This is a genomic window from Bacillus paramycoides (assembly GCF_001884235.1).
GTDB classification, from domain to species: Bacteria; Bacillota; Bacilli; order Bacillales; family Bacillaceae_G; genus Bacillus_A; species Bacillus_A paramycoides.
Map to the genome: position 1 here is coordinate 1 of NZ_MAOI01000036.1, position 16,868 is coordinate 16,868.

The 16,868-nt window shown below is 39.7% G+C and carries 14 protein-coding genes; 1 reads left to right on the forward strand and 13 read right to left on the reverse strand.

Features of this window, described 5'->3' with window-relative positions; genetic code table 11:
* Positions 1-114 precede the first annotated feature (114 nt).
* From rho to spo0F, 5 genes are all read right to left on the reverse strand, one after another.
* Positions 115-1,386, reverse strand: a complete 1,272-nt coding sequence (gene rho, locus BAU28_RS05505; protein ID WP_002174368.1) for a transcription termination factor Rho — start codon at positions 1,384-1,386, stop codon at positions 115-117.
* 501 nt (positions 1,387-1,887) lie between these two features.
* Positions 1,888-2,853 (reverse strand): class II fructose-bisphosphatase, encoded by a 966-nt coding sequence (glpX, locus tag BAU28_RS05510; protein ID WP_048374869.1) that lies wholly within the window; start codon positions 2,851-2,853, stop codon positions 1,888-1,890.
* Positions 2,854-2,970: 117 nt separating this feature from the next.
* Positions 2,971-4,260, reverse strand: a complete 1,290-nt coding sequence (murA, locus tag BAU28_RS05515; protein WP_002174370.1) for a UDP-N-acetylglucosamine 1-carboxyvinyltransferase — start codon at positions 4,258-4,260, stop codon at positions 2,971-2,973.
* 349 nt (positions 4,261-4,609) lie between these two features.
* Positions 4,610-5,467 (reverse strand): class II fructose-bisphosphate aldolase, encoded by an 858-nt coding sequence (locus tag BAU28_RS05520; protein WP_001131852.1) that lies wholly within the window; start codon positions 5,465-5,467, stop codon positions 4,610-4,612.
* A gap of 210 nt (positions 5,468-5,677) precedes the next feature.
* Complete coding sequence (spo0F, locus tag BAU28_RS05525; RefSeq protein ID WP_000398594.1) at positions 5,678-6,046, reverse strand: sporulation initiation phosphotransferase Spo0F; 369 nt, start codon at positions 6,044-6,046, stop codon at positions 5,678-5,680.
* Positions 6,047-6,248: 202 nt separating this feature from the next.
* Between spo0F and BAU28_RS05530 the strand changes: the two genes are divergently transcribed.
* A complete protein-coding gene (locus BAU28_RS05530; protein ID WP_071717965.1) occupies positions 6,249-6,773 on the forward strand; it encodes a DUF2529 domain-containing protein in 525 nt (174 codons plus the stop codon).
* A gap of 32 nt (positions 6,774-6,805) precedes the next feature.
* On the opposite strand, the gene pyrG is transcribed toward BAU28_RS05530, so the two are convergent.
* From pyrG to BAU28_RS05570, 8 genes are all read right to left on the reverse strand, one after another.
* Positions 6,806-8,413 (reverse strand): CTP synthase, encoded by a 1,608-nt coding sequence (gene pyrG / locus BAU28_RS05535; protein WP_002174373.1) that lies wholly within the window; start codon positions 8,411-8,413, stop codon positions 6,806-6,808.
* Positions 8,414-8,670: 257 nt separating this feature from the next.
* On the reverse strand, positions 8,671-9,213 hold the full coding sequence (rpoE, locus tag BAU28_RS05540; RefSeq protein WP_071717966.1) for a DNA-directed RNA polymerase subunit delta: 543 nt from the start codon (positions 9,211-9,213) through the stop codon (positions 8,671-8,673).
* Positions 9,214-9,367: 154 nt separating this feature from the next.
* Positions 9,368-9,997, reverse strand: a complete 630-nt coding sequence (locus BAU28_RS05545) for a TetR/AcrR family transcriptional regulator (RefSeq protein ID WP_002174375.1) — start codon at positions 9,995-9,997, stop codon at positions 9,368-9,370.
* A 65-nt stretch (positions 9,998-10,062) separates the two neighbouring features.
* Positions 10,063-11,202 carry an acyl-CoA dehydrogenase AcdA gene (acdA, locus tag BAU28_RS05550; RefSeq protein WP_002174376.1) on the reverse strand — a complete coding sequence of 380 codons (1,140 nt, stop codon included), beginning with the start codon at positions 11,200-11,202 and terminating at the stop codon, positions 10,063-10,065.
* 22 nt (positions 11,203-11,224) lie between these two features.
* Positions 11,225-12,355 carry an acyl-CoA dehydrogenase gene (locus BAU28_RS05555; RefSeq protein ID WP_071717967.1) on the reverse strand — a complete coding sequence of 377 codons (1,131 nt, stop codon included), beginning with the start codon at positions 12,353-12,355 and terminating at the stop codon, positions 11,225-11,227.
* Positions 12,356-12,428: 73 nt separating this feature from the next.
* Positions 12,429-13,280: a 3-hydroxybutyryl-CoA dehydrogenase gene (locus BAU28_RS05560; RefSeq protein ID WP_002094337.1), complete on the reverse strand. Its 852-nt coding sequence runs from the start codon at positions 13,278-13,280 to the stop codon at positions 12,429-12,431.
* Between the two features lie 72 nt (positions 13,281-13,352).
* Positions 13,353-14,636 (reverse strand): acetyl-CoA C-acetyltransferase, encoded by a 1,284-nt coding sequence (locus tag BAU28_RS05565; protein ID WP_116500307.1) that lies wholly within the window; start codon positions 14,634-14,636, stop codon positions 13,353-13,355.
* Between the two features lie 9 nt (positions 14,637-14,645).
* A complete protein-coding gene (locus tag BAU28_RS05570) occupies positions 14,646-16,757 on the reverse strand; it encodes a (Fe-S)-binding protein (RefSeq protein ID WP_002174381.1) in 2,112 nt (703 codons plus the stop codon).
* Positions 16,758-16,868: the final 111 nt, after the last annotated feature.

Below are 16,868 nucleotides of genomic sequence, written 5' to 3' on the forward strand. Positions count from 1 at the left end.
ATGAGTTTCATCTCAAAAACCGAAATTATTTCCATATATTACTCTCTCTAATATTCCCTTAAAAACATAAAAAACTCGCTTACTACGACATAAGCGAGTCCCAATCTTTTCCCTTTACTTAGTTGTTACATATCTTTTTGAGTCTGCAACAATGTTTTGTAAAAATTCTTCATTTGTCTTTGTTTGACGAAGTTTACGTAAGAAACTTTCAACAAAGTCTGGTGTATCACGCATTGTTTTACGAATACCCCACAGCTTGTCTAAATGTTCTTTCGGAATTAATAGGTCTTCTTTACGCGTACCAGAGCGACGAATATCAATCGCCGGGAAGATACGACGCTCAGCTAATGAGCGATCTAAGTGAAGTTCCATATTTCCAGTTCCTTTAAACTCCTCATAAATTACATCATCCATACGGGATCCTGTATCAACAAGCGCTGTTGCTAAAATCGTTAAGCTACCGCCCTCTTCAATATTACGTGCCGCTCCGAAGAAACGCTTCGGTCTATGAAAAGCAGCTGGATCAATACCACCTGATAGAGTTCTACCACTTGGCGGAATAACAAGGTTGTAAGCACGCGCTAAACGGGTAATACTATCCATTAAAATGACAACGTCTTTTTTATGCTCTACAAGACGCATTGCACGCTCTAATACAAGCTCAGCTACTTTAATATGATTTTCTGGTACTTCATCAAAAGTAGAGCTTACAACATCACCTTTAACAGAACGTTCAATATCTGTTACTTCCTCTGGACGCTCATCAATTAAAAGTACAATTAATTCTGCTTCCGGATGGTTTGTTGTAACACTATGTGCAATTTCTTTTAACAGACTTGTTTTACCAGCCTTTGGAGGCGCGACAATTAAACCACGTTGTCCAAATCCAACTGGTGCGATTAAATCCATGATGCGTGTCGGTAACTTTTTCGTTTCCGTTTCCAATTTCATTTGGCGATCTGGGTATAACGGTGTTAATGCAGGGAAATGTACACGCTCTTTTGCTGATTCTGGATCATCTCCGTTTACAGCTTCAACTTGTAATAATCCAAAATAGCGTTCATTTTCTTTCGGAGGTCGTACTTTACCAGAAACCTTATCTCCATTACGTAAATCGAAACGACGAATTTGCGAAGCTGAGATATAAATATCTTCTGAGCTTGGAGAATAGTTGATAGGACGTAAAAATCCAAATCCTTCTGATTGAATAATTTCTAATACGCCTTCCATGAAAAAGAAACCTTCTTTTTCTGCTCGAGCTTTTAAGATAGCGAAGATTAGCTCTTTTTTCGTTAACTTGCTATAATACGAAATCTTAAATTCTTTCGCAAGCTCGTATAACTCTTTTAATTTCATGTTTTCTAATGCTGCAATTGACAAATTCATTCAGACACCACACTTTAACGTTATTCTCTTTTCACATGGGTAAAGGGAAAAAATACGGAGGGCAAATAAATAATAATGAAAGGCAATAAGTTCAAGTAGGTAATATTCACTATTGTAACCCTTTTATCTAGTTTTAATCAATACGTTGAAACACAAATACAAGAAGCGAAGACAAGAAAATTTGTCTTCGCTTTTTATATTTCTTTCTTTTTTCTACTCATCTTATTTTAAGGAAGGATAGATAAGCCATTTCTTCCTTTATTTAATCCAGTTTCAGCGGCTAGAATCTCCGGCCATTTCGCTCTCTCGTTCGAAGCAAAAGGCGCTTCTTTGTCGAGGCTCCAATGTCCTGCGATGCTGAACGAGCCGCTTACACTTTTTATTTAATCCAGCTTCAGCAGCTAGAATGGTCGGTGGCTTCGCGTCTTCCTACGAGGCAAAAAGCACCTCTACGTCAGAAGCTCCATCCCCCTCCCATTCTGAACGAGCTGCTTACGCTTTTTATTTAATAACCAGATTCGGTTTTTTATTTAAGCTATGGCGTCCGTCTACGAAGCGTACTGTGCCTGATTTTGCACGCATAACAAGAGATTGTGTTGTTCCGACGCTACCTTTAAATTGAACGCCGCGTAATAGTTCTCCGTCTGTTACACCTGTTGCTGCAAAGATTGCATCGTCGCCTTTTACTAAGTCCTCCATACGAAGGATGCGATTTATATCGTTAATGCCCATTTTTTTACAACGCGCTAATTCAGCTTCGTTTTGTGGTAAGAGCTTTCCATGAATTTCTCCACCTAAGCATTTTAATGCAACTGCAGCTAATACACCTTCAGGTGCTCCACCAGAACCGAATAGAATATCTACACCTGTACGGTCAAATGCTGTATTGATCGCTCCAGCTACATCTCCATCGTTGATTAATTTAATACGAGCACCAGCTTTACGAATTTCTTCGATAATTGCTTGATGACGTGGACGGTTTAAAACCGTTGCTACAACATCTTCAATATCTTTATTTTTCGCTTTCGCAACGGCACGTAAGTTGTCGATAATAGGTGCGTCGATATCAACCGCCCCAACTGCTTCTGGGCCAACCGCGATTTTATCCATGTACATGTCAGGAGCATGTAACAAATTACCGTGATCTGCAATTGCAATAACAGCAAGTGCATTCCATCCGCCCGCTGCTACGATGTTTGTCCCTTCTAAAGGATCAACTGCAACGTCTACGCGTGGTCCATACCCTGTACCTAATTTCTCTCCGATATATAGCATTGGTGCTTCATCCATTTCACCTTCGCCAATTACAACTGTACCTTTCATCGGAACTGTATCAAATACATCACGCATAGCTGATGTCGCTGCACCGTCTGCTTCATCTTTTTTTCCGCGTCCCATCCAACGCGCTGATGATAATGCTGCAGCCTCTGTTACACGTACTAACTCCATAGATAAACTTCTTTCCACGATAATCCCTCTCCTTTAAGTCTGTATATTTCTGCCGTATTTTGTGAACCGTGTTTTTCTATAAAGTGTACTTCCGCCAATAGTGATTCTTCGCTCCCCATTAACGGAAGTATCACTTTAAGCGTTCTTCATTTCTTCAATTTCTTGCTTTGTCATTTGTTCTCGCCAAATGTTTGCACCAAGCCCTTTAAGCTTGTCTACTATATTTTCGTACCCTCGATCAATATGCTCAAGTCCCGTTACTTCCGTAATGCCATCTGCCATTAAACCAGCAATAACAAGGGATGCTCCAGCTCGTAAGTCACTCGCTTTCACCTTCGCACCTTGTAATAAAACAGGTCCAGTCACAATTGCCGAACGGCCTTCTACTTTAATTTGCGCGTTCATACGGCGCAGTTCATCAATATGCTTGAAACGTGCGCCGTAAATTGTATCAGTTACAACTCCTGTTCCATGCGCTTTTGTTAAAAGCGTTGTAAACGGCTGTTGTAAATCTGTTGGAAATCCTGGATATACTAGCGTTTTTACATCAACTACTTTTAACCTTCTATTGCCGTTCACTGTAATTTGGTCATCATTCGTTTCAACTTGAACACCAGCTTCTCTTAGCTTCGCAGTAACTGATTCTAAATGCTGAGGAATAACATTATCAACTGTTACTTCTCCTCCTGACGCTGCCCCTAAAACCATATACGTACCAGCTTCAATACGATCTGGAATGATAGTATGGTGACAACCGTGTAAAGAATCTACACCATCAATTCGGATTACATCTGTACCAGCGCCTTTAATGCGCGCGCCCATACTTGTTAACAATGTAGCTACATCAATAATCTCTGGTTCCTTCGCAGCATTTTCAATAACAGTTCTACCTTTCGCTCGTACAGCCGCTAGCATAATATTAATCGTCGCTCCTACGCTAACAACATCTAAATAAATACGCGCTCCACGTAGTTCATCTGCTCTTAAATAAATGGCACCTTGTTCATTGGTAACATGCGCACCTAATGCTTCAAAACCTTTAATATGCTGATCAATCGGTCTCGGCCCTAAATGACATCCACCAGGAAGCCCAATAACAGCTTTTTTAAAACGGCCAAGCATTGCCCCCATTAAGTAATACGAGGCGCGCAATTTTTTCACTTTTCCATTTGGTAAAGGCATCGCAACCATGTTAGAAGGATCTACTACCATCTCTTCCTCCTGCCCATATGTTACTTTCCCTCCAATTTCCTCTAGTAAGTCTCCTAACATTTTCACATCCGAAATATTAGGAACGCCACCAATAGTTACTGGAGTATCCGCTAAAATCGTCGCTGGAATTAGTGCAACAGCACTGTTCTTTGCACCACTCACACGAATTGTTCCATTTAAAGCTCTTCCGCCTTCAATTAGCAATTTTTCCATATTGAGCTCCCTTCTTGTGAATGTATTTACCTTCTACTTCTTTATAAGAATAAGTAGAAGATTCCCCTTAAGAATCTCAATCACTCTTTCCACCCTAAAACTCAATAAGTAGAAAACCATCACCTGTAGCTCCCCTGTAGTACAAATAGGTGAAGATTAACTATTCATCGAATCAAATTCATCAATTCAGATACTTATCACATTTATTAATAGGACTATGCACATTATTTTCTAGATTTACAGACTAAAAATTCACTTTATAAAATCTTTAGACTTGTTCACGCTTTCATTATACAACGAAAGGAAACCGTCTAAAAGACTAGACGGTTTCCAAAACGGAATTTTATTCTTACGCTTTACCGTTAGAACCGAACTCACGCATTTTACCAGCAACAGTTGCTTTGATAGCGTCGCGACCAGGTCCAATAAATTTACGAGGATCATAAACTTCTTGGTCTTTGTTTAATACTTCACGAACAGCTTTTGTAAACTCAATTTGGTTCTCAGTGTTTACGTTGATTTTTGAAGTACCTAAAGAAATAGCTTTTACGATATCAGCAGTTGGGATACCAGTACCACCGTGTAATACTAAAGGTACGCCAGTGAAGTCACGAACTTGTTCCATTTCAGCGAATCCTAAGTTAGGCTCACCTTTGTAAGGACCATGTACAGAACCTAAAGCTGGAGCTAGGCAATCGATACCTGTTGCTTCAACAAGGTGCTTACACTCTGCAGGATCAGCGTAAATTACGCCTTCAGCGATTACGTCGTCTTCTTGTCCGCCAACTGTTCCAAGCTCAGCTTCAACAGATACGTTACGAGCGTGTGCGTATTCTACTACTTTTTTAGTAGTTTCAACGTTTTCTTCGAATGGGTGGTGAGAAGCGTCGATCATTACAGATGTGAAACCTGCATCGATTGCTTCTTTACATTTTTCGAAGCTTGAACCGTGGTCAAGGTGAATCGCTACAGGAACAGTGATGTTCATTTCTTCGATTAAAGCTTTAACCATAGCTACAACTGTTTTGAAACCAGTCATATGACGAGCTGCACCCTCAGATACACCTAGGATTACAGGAGATTTTTCTTCTTCCGCAGCAGCTAAGATAGCTTGAGTCCACTCTAAGTTGTTCATGTTGAATTGACCAACTGCGTATTTTCCTTCTAGTGCTTTGTTTAGCATTTCTTTCATAGAAACTAAAGGCATGGTGAATCCTCCTAAAAAACGTTTTTTGTATCCGATAAGTTCTTATCGCTGGTAGTATGACCAGAATAAGGTAAAATATGTATATCTACATACCGGACTTTTTTCTACACTCAATAGGATAACAACTTGTACTCAAAAACTCAACCGTATTCACCTGCTCAATAGTCCATGTAAACGCTTTTTTCCATATTTTTTATAAAAAATTCATTTTTAAGCCTCTACAGCGAGCTCATTTCTCACCGCTTGACGAATTTCATCAATATCAAATGGTTTAGCGAAGTGCATTAAAGCTCCTAAATCTTTTGCTTCTTGGATCATATCAAGCTCTCCATAAGCAGTCATTAAAATTACTTTAATACTCTCATCAATTTCTTTTACATGCTTTAAAATCTCTATGCCATCCATACCTGGAATTTTCATATCTAACACTACTAAATCTGGATTATCCTTTTTCACGATATCTAAAGCTTGAAATCCATTCGCTGCTTGGAACGTCTGATAACCTTCTTTTTGGAACACTTCATGTAATAACACACGAATGCCATATTGATCATCAACGATTAAAATTTTCCCTTCCATAACTCCCAACCTTTCTGTGTAAATACAAGATTTAAAGCTTCTTATATCTTATCGATTTATTTTCGCTATTCTTTGCCAAATTCCTTCCTATTCTTTCTTATTTTACCGTCTCCTATTTTGTTATGCCACCCTACGATTTCCCCTTTCTAAAAAAAATAAGCTATAATGGGAACCGGCTAACACGAAAGAAAGGAGCAACAACATGTTAAAAATTTTCTCAACTCAATTAAGTGGATATTTCTCTAAGATTTCCCAAAAAGAAGAAATGAACTTAGAAGATAGCGCTCGTTTACTTGCTCAAGCGTTAATAGGCGAAGGCTTTATTTACTTGCATGGGACAAACGAAATGCAGGGCATTATTTCAGAGGCATTATTTGGTGCTGAACCAATGAAACAAGCAAAACGTTTAATAGAAAACGGAGAGCTGGAAACAGTGACTTCAGCGGACCGTGTACTTCTTATTAGCCGCTTTTCAACTGACGAAGAAATTGTAAAAATCGCGAAAAAACTTCAAGAAGAAGGTCAATCTATCGTTGGAATCTCTGCTATTCAAGAAGGTACGGAATCACTGGAACAATATACAGATGTACATATTGATACAAAACTGTTAAAAGGTCTTATTCCAGACGATGAAGGTAACCGCTACGGATTCCCAAGTTTAATTGTAGCTTTATTTGCTTATCACGGATTGAAGTTTACAATTGATGAAATGTTAAACGAATATTAAAAAAAGCGCCCTATTTCAGGCGCTTTTTTTTATTACTTGCTCTCTTTATTCGTAATAGATGCTCTTACGAAATCATGGAACAATGGTTGTGGACGGTTTGGACGAGATACAAGTTCTGGGTGGAACTGTGCCGCCACGAACCAAGGGTGGTCTTTTAACTCAATGATTTCAACTAGACGACCGTCTGGGCTTGTACCAGAGAATACAAATCCTGCTTTTTCCATATCCGGACGGAATTGATTGTTGAACTCATAACGATGACGATGACGCTCATATACAACCGGCTCATTGTAAGCATTGTAAGCATTTGTTTCTTCAGCAAGCTTACATGGGTATAGACCAAGACGAAGTGTACCACCTAAGTCTTCTACATCTTTTTGTTCCGGTAATAAATCGATAATTGCATAAGGTGTGTCAGGATTAATTTCAGAAGAGTTAGCTCCTTCTAATCCTAATACGTTACGTGCAAATTCAATTGATGCAAGTTGCATACCTAAGCAAATTCCTAAGAATGGAACCTTGTTTTCACGAGCATATTGAATTGCAACGATTTTACCTTCTACACCGCGATCGCCGAAGCCACCTGGTACAAGGATACCATCTGTATCGCCAACTAATTCTTTTACGTTTTCTGCTGTTACGTGCTCAGCATTTACCCATTTCACTTCTACATCTGTGTCGAATGAGTAGCCCGCATGACGAAGTGCTTCTACAACAGAAATGTATGCATCTTGAAGCTCTACGTATTTACCAACAAGAGCAATTTTTGTTTTCTTAGAAAGGTTGCGTACTTTATTAACTAGCGCAGTCCACTCTGTCATATCTGCAGCTGGATTGTCTAATTTTAAGTGATCGCAAACGATTTGGTCCATGTTTTGTTCTTGAAGAGATAATGGAACCGCATATAAAGTATCTGCATCGCGTGCTTCGATAACTGCTTTTGTATCGATGTCACAGAATAATGCAAGCTTGTCTTTCATATCTTGAGAAACAGGTAGTTCTGTACGAACAACGATAATATTTGGTTGAATACCTAAGCTACGAAGCTCTTTAACGCTATGTTGCGTTGGTTTTGTTTTCATTTCACCCGCTGCTTTTAAGTACGGGATTAACGTACAGTGAATGTACATTACGTTGTCACGACCGATGTCGCTCTTAATTTGACGGATTGCTTCTAGGAATGGTAGAGACTCGATATCACCAACAGTTCCACCGATTTCTGTAATAACAACGTCCGCGTTTGTTTCGCGACCAGAACGATATACACGTTCTTTAATTTCGTTAGTAATGTGAGGAATAACTTGAACTGTTCCTCCTAAGTATTCACCACGACGCTCTTTTTGAAGAACTGAAGAGTAAATTTTACCTGTTGTTACGTTGCTGTATTTATTTAAGTTGATGTCGATAAAACGCTCATAGTGACCAAGGTCTAAGTCCGTTTCTGCACCATCATCTGTTACGAATACCTCACCGTGTTGGTATGGGCTCATAGTCCCAGGGTCTACGTTAATGTATGGATCAAACTTTTGAATAGTTACGTTTAAACCACGATTTTTTAAAAGTCTTCCAAGAGATGCTGCTGTAATACCTTTTCCTAAAGACGATACTACACCGCCTGTTACAAAAATATACTTAGTCATGAAAATACTCCCTTCTACCTTGTTGTTATATAATCACCGTTGCAAAGCGCAACGTATGTAGATAACACTGTATCTATCTTATTGTTAGACTCTTTTTATTTTCTAAACAAAAAACAAAAAAGAAAATTGCTCCCCTCATCACATAAAGTAATAAGTAGGGAGCAATTTTCTTTTATATTTACACTTAAAAAGTATTATCGTCCTTTTTTAAAGAGCCCAAAAATGATTCTACATGGACGATAATGAAAAGTCAAGAACTACAATTCTTCCTCTTCTTCTTCTTCAGTTTCATCGTACTCAAGTTCTTCTTCAGCGAAGTCATCTTCATCTTCTTCTAAATCATCAAGATCATCATCTTCATCATCTGCGTCTTCGTCTTCAAGAACCTTGTCCAAATCTTCTACATCATCTTCATCTTCTTCTGCATTTCCGTCTGCATCGTCGAAGTCATCTTCATCTTCTTCGATGTAGTCGTCAAAACCGTCCTCTTCAACTTTACGTTTCTTCTTCGGTTTTGGCTGAGGTAAGATTTCTTCATCAATTTGCTCATATGGGTACCAGCTGCGTAGCCCCCAACGATTTTCTCCTAAATTAATGAAACGTCCATCGATGTTTAAATCTGTATAAAATTGTGCGAGTTTCGCATTAACTTGCTCTTGAGATAGTCCCAGCACTTGAGCGATTTCTTGAACCAACTCGTTGAATGTCGTTGCTTGTCTTTTATCCCCTAACACACTATGTACAACTTCAATCATGGAACATTCTTTTAGCTCTTCTGGTGAATATTGCTTAAAATCCACTTATGCGGCACTTCCTTTCTTCAAATATAACCTTATATATAACGGTCTGCTTAAAAAAATCCATACTATTCATTATAAACAAAAGTCGCACAAATATGCTACAAAAAAAACGTGAAACTTTTATATGGTGATAAAATTATAATTTATCCCTTCCTTATTCCGGAAGCATATGTGCCCCTTGCAACACATACCTAATTTGCATTTCTGTATATTCCTCGAGCGTATACAGTTTTTGTAAAGCCCAGCGTCTAAATCCCCACATCTGTCCTTGTATAAAAATATTATGTGCAAGAAGCTGTATTTCTTTTTTATTTAATATGAACGTTCCATTTTCCGTACATTGTTCTAAAATATTCTCAAACATCCCTACCATTTGAAACTCTTTCTCTAATACATATGGGAGTGATTCTTTCGGTAAAAAACGTACTTCTTGATACATGATTAATACTTCTTCTTGCAATTCGTCCATCACTTTAAAGTAATTCGTTATCGCTATCTTTAAACTTTCTATACTCCCCTTCTCTGTACACACTACTTCCTCTAAACGTTCTTTTACATGTTCATAAATACTATCACAAACTAAATATAATACATCATCTTTTGTGCGAATGTATTCATAAAGTGTTCCAATACTAAATCCAGCCGCTTTCGCAATTTCTCTCGTTGTTGTACGCGGGAATCCTTTTTGCTTAAAAAGTTGCACTGCACCTTTAATCATTTGTTCACGCCTTAACGCAACTAATTTTTCATCTTTCACTGACGCATGTACATTATGTTTAACCATCCCCTTCACCTCTCTCTATTATTTTTGGAAGGAAAAAGCGTAGGAAAATACCTACGCTTTTGTTCCTATTTCGTTAACATACGAGAAATTACAAGCCTTTGAATCTCTTGTGTTCCCTCATATATCTGTGTAATCTTTGCATCGCGCATATAACGCTCTACTGGATAATCTTTCGTATAGCCATAACCACCAAATACTTGTACTGCTTCAGTCGTTACCTTCATCGCTGTATCACCTGCGAATACTTTTGACATCGCTGATTCTTTCCCATACGGAAGTCCTTCAGACTCAAGCCAAGCCGCTTGATATGTTAAAAGACGTGCCGCCTCTACATCAGTTGCCATATCCGCAAGTTTAAAGCCAATCCCTTGTTGCGCCGCAATCGGCTTCCCAAACTGATGACGTTCTCTTGCATATTCTACGGAAGCATCTAAAGCTCCTTGTGCAATGCCGACCGCTTGCGCCGCAATACCGTTACGGCCGCCATCTAATGTTTGCATCGCAACTTTGAATCCTTGCCCCTCTTCTCCTAGTAAATTCTCTACAGGAATACGGCAGTCTTCAAACATAATTTCAGTTGTTGGCGAAGAGCGAATTCCTAACTTACTTTCCTTCTTCCCAACCGAAAATCCTGGCGTATCACTCTCCACAATAAATGCACTCGTGCCGCGCTGCTTTGACTCAGGATCTGTTAATGCAAAAACAACATAAATATCAGCAATGCCGCCATTTGTAATAAAGATTTTCGAACCATTTAAAATGTAATGGTCTCCATCTCGTTTTGCAGTCGTCTTCATTCCGCCAGCATCTGATCCAGAGCTCGGCTCCGTTAAACCATATGCACCAATTTTCTTTCCTTCAGCCATTGGGCGTAAAAACTTTTGTTTCTGCTCTTCTGTTCCAAATTTAAAAATCGGCCATCCAGCAAGTGAAGTATGCGCAGATAACGTTACGCCTGTAGAAGCACAGACGCGGGATAATTCTTCAACGGCAATTACATACGCCAAGTAATCGCTTCCAATCCCGCCATACTCTTCAGGCCATGGAATACCTGTTAAACCAAGCTCTGCCATTTGGTCGAATAAAGCTCGATCAAATCTCTCTTCCTCATCACGCTCAGCTGCTGTCGGCGCTACTTCATTTCTCGCAAAATCCCGAACCATTTTTCTTATCATTTCATGTTCTTCTGATAATTTAAAATGCATTCCAGTCTCCCCCTTACCCTTTTTATAAAGCTCGACTAATTACAAGCTTTTGTATTTCACTCGTTCCTTCATATATTTGCGTAATCTTTGCATCGCGGAAAAATCGTTCCACTGGATAATCTTTCGTATAACCGTAACCACCAAATACTTGCACCGCTTCAATCGCAACTTCAACTGCTGTCTTAGAAGCGAATAACTTCGCAATAGATGCTTCTTTACCGCATGGTAACCCTTGCGCTCTAAGCGATGCCGCTCTATATACGAGTAGTCGCGCTGCTTCTACACTTGTTGCCATATCTGCAAGTTTGAAGCCAATTCCTTGTTGCGCCGCGATTGGCTTTCCAAATTGCTCACGCTCTTTTGCATAATCAACCGCACACGCAAGCGCTGCTTCCGCGATTCCTAACGCCTGCGCTCCGATTCCAATTCGTCCAACATCTAAATTCGCCATTGCCACCTTAAATCCTTGTCCTTCTTCACCAAGTAAATTCTCAGTCGGCACTTTCATATCTTCGAACGTAAGTTGCACTGTACGAGAACCAAGAAGCCCCATCTTATGCTCATCTTTTCCGATGATTAAGCCTGGTGTATCTTTCTCTACAATAAATGCAGAAATACCACTTTTCCCTGCGTCTGGATTTGTAGAAGCGAAGACGATATATGTACTTGCTTCACCGCCATTTGTAATAAATACTTTCGATCCATTAATGATATAGTGATCGCCTTTCTTTACAGCACGTGATTTCAAACTCCCTGCATCTGATCCTGCATTTGGCTCTGTTAAGGCGAAGGCACCTAAATATTCACCAGTCGCAAGCTTAGAAACATATTTCTGCTTCTGCTCTTCTGTTCCAAAATATAAAATCGGGTTCATTCCAACTGATGTATGTACAGCTAAAATTACACCAACTGTTGCGCTTACCTTTGAGATTTCTTCAATCGCTAAAATATAAGAAATAAAATCCATTTCTGCGCCACCGTATTTTGAAGGCGCTGGAATTCCCATTAATCCAAGTTCACCCATCTTTTGCAAAACCTCTTTAGGGAACACCCCTTGTTCCATACTAGGAACAAAGGGAGCTATTTCCTTCTGCGCAAAATCTCGAACCATTTTCCTCATCATTTGTTGCTCTTCAGTAAAATGAAAATTCATGTACTTCGCCCCCATTTGCTATATATCTTTTTAACTATTTGGTAAGACCACTACTTTATTAATAAGGAGGGATTTACTCGTAAACGTAGAAGCCGCGACCCGTTTTACGTCCTAACCATCCTGCATTTACATACTTACGTAATAATGGACATGGACGATACTTACTATCTCCTAATCCTTCATGCAACACTTCCATAATGTATAAACACGTATCTAAACCAATAAAATCAGCTAATGTAAGAGGTCCCATCGGATGATTCATACCAAGTTTCATTACTTCATCAATCGCTTCTTTCGTCGCTACTCCTTCATATAACGTATAAATCGCTTCGTTAATCATCGGTAATAAAATACGGTTAGATACAAACCCTGGGAAATCATTTACTTCAACTGGAACTTTCCCAATCTTTTTCGTAATATCCTCAATCGTTTCATATACCGCATCATCTGTTGCTAAACCGCGAATAATTTCAACGAGCTTCATAACTGGAACTGGATTCATGAAGTGCATGCCGATTACTTTCTCAGGACGTTTCGTTACCGCTGCAATTTCCGTAATTGGTAGAGATGACGTGTTCGTCGCTAAAATTGCGTGTTCTGGAGCAATTTCATCTAGATTCGCAAAAATTTTCTTTTTAATATCCATTTTTTCAACAGCTGCTTCAATAACAAGATCAGCTTCTTTGACACTATTTAAATCGAGTGTCCATGTAAGACGATTTAATGTAGCTTCTTTCTCTTCTTCTTTCATGCGACCCTTTTCTACTTGACGAGCTAAATTTTTCGTAATGACAGCCAATCCTCGGTCTAACTGCTCTTGCTTTAAATCTTGTACTTTCACGTCATAGCCTGCCATTGCACACACTTGTGCAATACCTGAGCCCATTTGTCCTGCACCAATTACAACTATTTTTTGTACGCCCATTCTTTCTTCCTCCTTTTTAATAAAGCAAATCATTAATTACTAAAGAACCCGTTCTCTTACAGCACCGTTTGATTAATGAACTTCAATCATAATTGCGTCACCTTGACCGCCACCACTGCAAATCGAAGCGATTCCAATGCCGCCGCCGCGTTGTTTTAAAGCATGAATAAGAGTAACGATAATACGTGCTCCGCTCGCGCCAATTGGATGTCCCATCGCTACTGCGCCGCCATTTACATTCAATTTCTCTGGGTCAATCCCAGCAATTTCTGTACTCGCAATTGCTACTGCCGCAAATGCTTCGTTAATCTCAAATAAATCAATTTCTTCAATTGTCTTGCCTGTTTTTTTCAGCAATTCGTTAATTGCATAACCCGGCGTTCTTGGAAAATCCTTCGATTCTACCGCGATTGCCGTATGCGCTAAAATTGTCGCTAATGGCTTTCTTCCTTCTTGCTTCGCTCTTTCCTCGCTCATTAATACAAGTGCAGCACCGCCATCATTCAATCCTGGAGCATTACCAGCTGTTACTGTTGCTGCCTTATCAAATACTGGTTTTAATTTCGCTAATTTTTCAATCGTTGTATCTTCACGTGGCGCTTCATCCTTAGCAACGACGATAGGATCGCCTTTTCTTTGCGGAATTGTTACTGGTACAATCTCCTCTTCAAAACGACCTTCCTTATGTGCTGACACCGCACGTTGATGGCTACGATATGCCCATTCATCTTGTGCTTCGCGAGAGATTCCGTCTTCTTTTGCAACTTCTCCGCCATAAACACCCATGTGTACACCTGAAAATGCGCATGTTAAACCATCCGCAACGTTTAAATCGATAACTTCGTTGTGACCCATTCTGTATCCCCATCTTGCTCCTCGTAAAATGTAAGGACTGTTGCTCATCGATTCCATTCCACCAGCTACAATAAGCGATTGGTCACCAGTACGAATAATTTGATCTGCTAAAGTAACTGCGCGAAGCCCTGATGCACAAACTTTATTCACTGTTTCCGTCTGCACTTCCCAAGGGATTCCAGCTGCTCTCGCTGCTTGGCGTGATGGAATTTGCCCTTGCCCTCCTTGGATAACTGTCCCGAATATAACTTCTTCAACATCACTAGCGGCAACATCTGCTCTTTCAAGCGCTGCTTTAATTGCGATTCCTCCAAGTTCTGTTGCTTTTACGTCTTTTAAAGTTCCTCCAAATTTACCAACCGGTGTTCTTGCAGCACTTAAAATAACTGTTTTACTCATGTCCATTTCCCCCATTTCATTTGTTAGCGCTGAGCGCTCGTTCGGTATTCTTACGTTGAGAAGAGGTGCAATTATTGCACCTCTCTCTAAAGTTGTATGCATTCCTACAAACTACATTGCTTCTTTCTTCTGCCCGATAACAGAGCGTTCTAAAATCTCTGTTACATCGAGAGTTTGAACTTGTTCTTCCACTTCTTTTGCTTTCGTACCATCACTAATCATCGTTAAGCAATACGGACATCCTGTACCGATAATTGATGGTTTAGCAGCTAGCGCTTGTTCTGTACGAGCAACGTTAATACGAGATCCTGTCGTTTCTTCCATCCACATTAGGCCCCCACCTGCACCACAGCACATTCCCGTTTCACGATTACGTGCCATTTCCACAAGGTTCACGCCTGGAATTGCTTTTAAAATATCACGCGGTGCTTCGTATACTTCGTTGTATCTTCCTAAGTAACACGAATCATGGTACGTAACTGTTTCTTCGATAGGGTGAACTGGTTTTAAGCGCCCTTCTTTCACCCACTGAGCTAACAATTCTGTATGATGATAGACTTCTGCTTGCAAGCCAAAGTCCGGATACTCATTTTTAAAGGTGTTATAAGCATGAGGGTCAATCGTAACGATTTTCTTCACTCCTGCTTTTTCAAATTCTTCAATATTTTTTGTCGCCATCTCTTGGAATACGAATTCATTTCCGAGGCGGCGTGGTGTATCTCCAGAGTTCTTTTCTTTATTACCAAGAATCGCGAATGAGATGCCTGCCTCGTTCATTAACTTCGCAAACGATATCGCAATTTTCTGGCTGCGATTATCATATGATCCCATCGAACCAACCCAGAATAAATATTCGAATTCCTCACCAGCTTTTGATTTCTCCTTCACAGTTGGAACGGTTACCTCATCATCACCTTGGCGCCATGTTTCACGCTCTTTACGATTTAGACCCCATGGATTTCCTTGACGTTCAATGTTTGTCATTGCACGTTGCGCTTCTGCATCCATTTTTCCTTCTGTTAAAACGAGATAGCGGCGTAAGTCAATAATCTTGTCAACATGCTCATTCATAACTGGGCACTGGTCCTCACAGTTACGGCACGTTGTACATGCCCAAATCTCTTCTTCTGTAATAACGTCTCCGATTAAACTTGGATCGTAAGCTAACGCTGTAGCCGCTGATTCTTGTTGTCCTTTTCCAGCTGCCATCATCGCCAACTGATTGCCTTGTGTATTATTAAAAGCAACAACTGGAACCCACGGTGCCTTTGATGTTACCGCTGCTCCTTTATCAGTTAAATGATCACGAAGTTTTAAAATTAAATCCATCGGTGATAACATTTTTCCTGTTCCTGTTGCCGGACACATATTTGTACAACGGCCACACTCTACACAAGCATATAAATCAACGAGCTGATTTTGTCTAAAGTCTTCAATTTTACCAACACCGAACGTTTCTTGTGTTTCATCTTCAAAATCGATTTTTTCAAGTTTCCCTGGATTTGAAAGACGTCCAAAAAATACGTTGACTGGTCCAGCAATTAAATGCGCATGCTTTGATTGTGGTACATAAACTAAAAACGTTAACAAAATTAGTAAATGCACCCACCAAGAGAAATAAAATACTGAAATGGCTACAGTTTCATTTACTCCTGAGAAAACGTAAGCGATTACAGAAGCGATTGGTTCACTCCATGAAAATTCCTCGCCGTGCCATATAATTCCCATCCCGTTACCAAGTAGCACTGAAAGCATTAAACCACCGATAAAAATAAGGACAAGGCCTGATTTGAAATTACGTTTTAAACGAACAAGCTTTTCAACATAACGTCTATGAAAAGCCCAAAAGACTGCAATTAAAATAACGAGTGTGACAATTTCCTGGAAGAATGTAAATGCAGGGTATAGTGGTCCAAGTGGAAGATGTGATCCTGGTGCGAGTCCTTTCCAAACGAAGTCGATTGCTCCAAATTGGACAAGAATAAATCCGTAAAAGAACATAACGTGAATGATACCGCTCTTTTTATCTTTAAGCAGCTTTTTCTGACCGAAAACATTGACCTTAAGAAGATCCCAACGCTCTTTAAAACGACGGTCAAATTCTATCTTTTTTCCTAATTGTATGTAGGCCATCCTCGTTCGTATAAGATATACAAACAAATATCCCGCATAAGCAATAACAGCAATGGCAGCCAGCCAATTAATAATTAGTAAGCTATTCATTTTTATGCTACCCCTCTCTTTGTAAGCCTTCTTTCTTTTTAGAATCTTCGAAAATATATAATTTTCTGAATTATATCCCCTACCACCATTATATAATGAGTGAGCATTCAG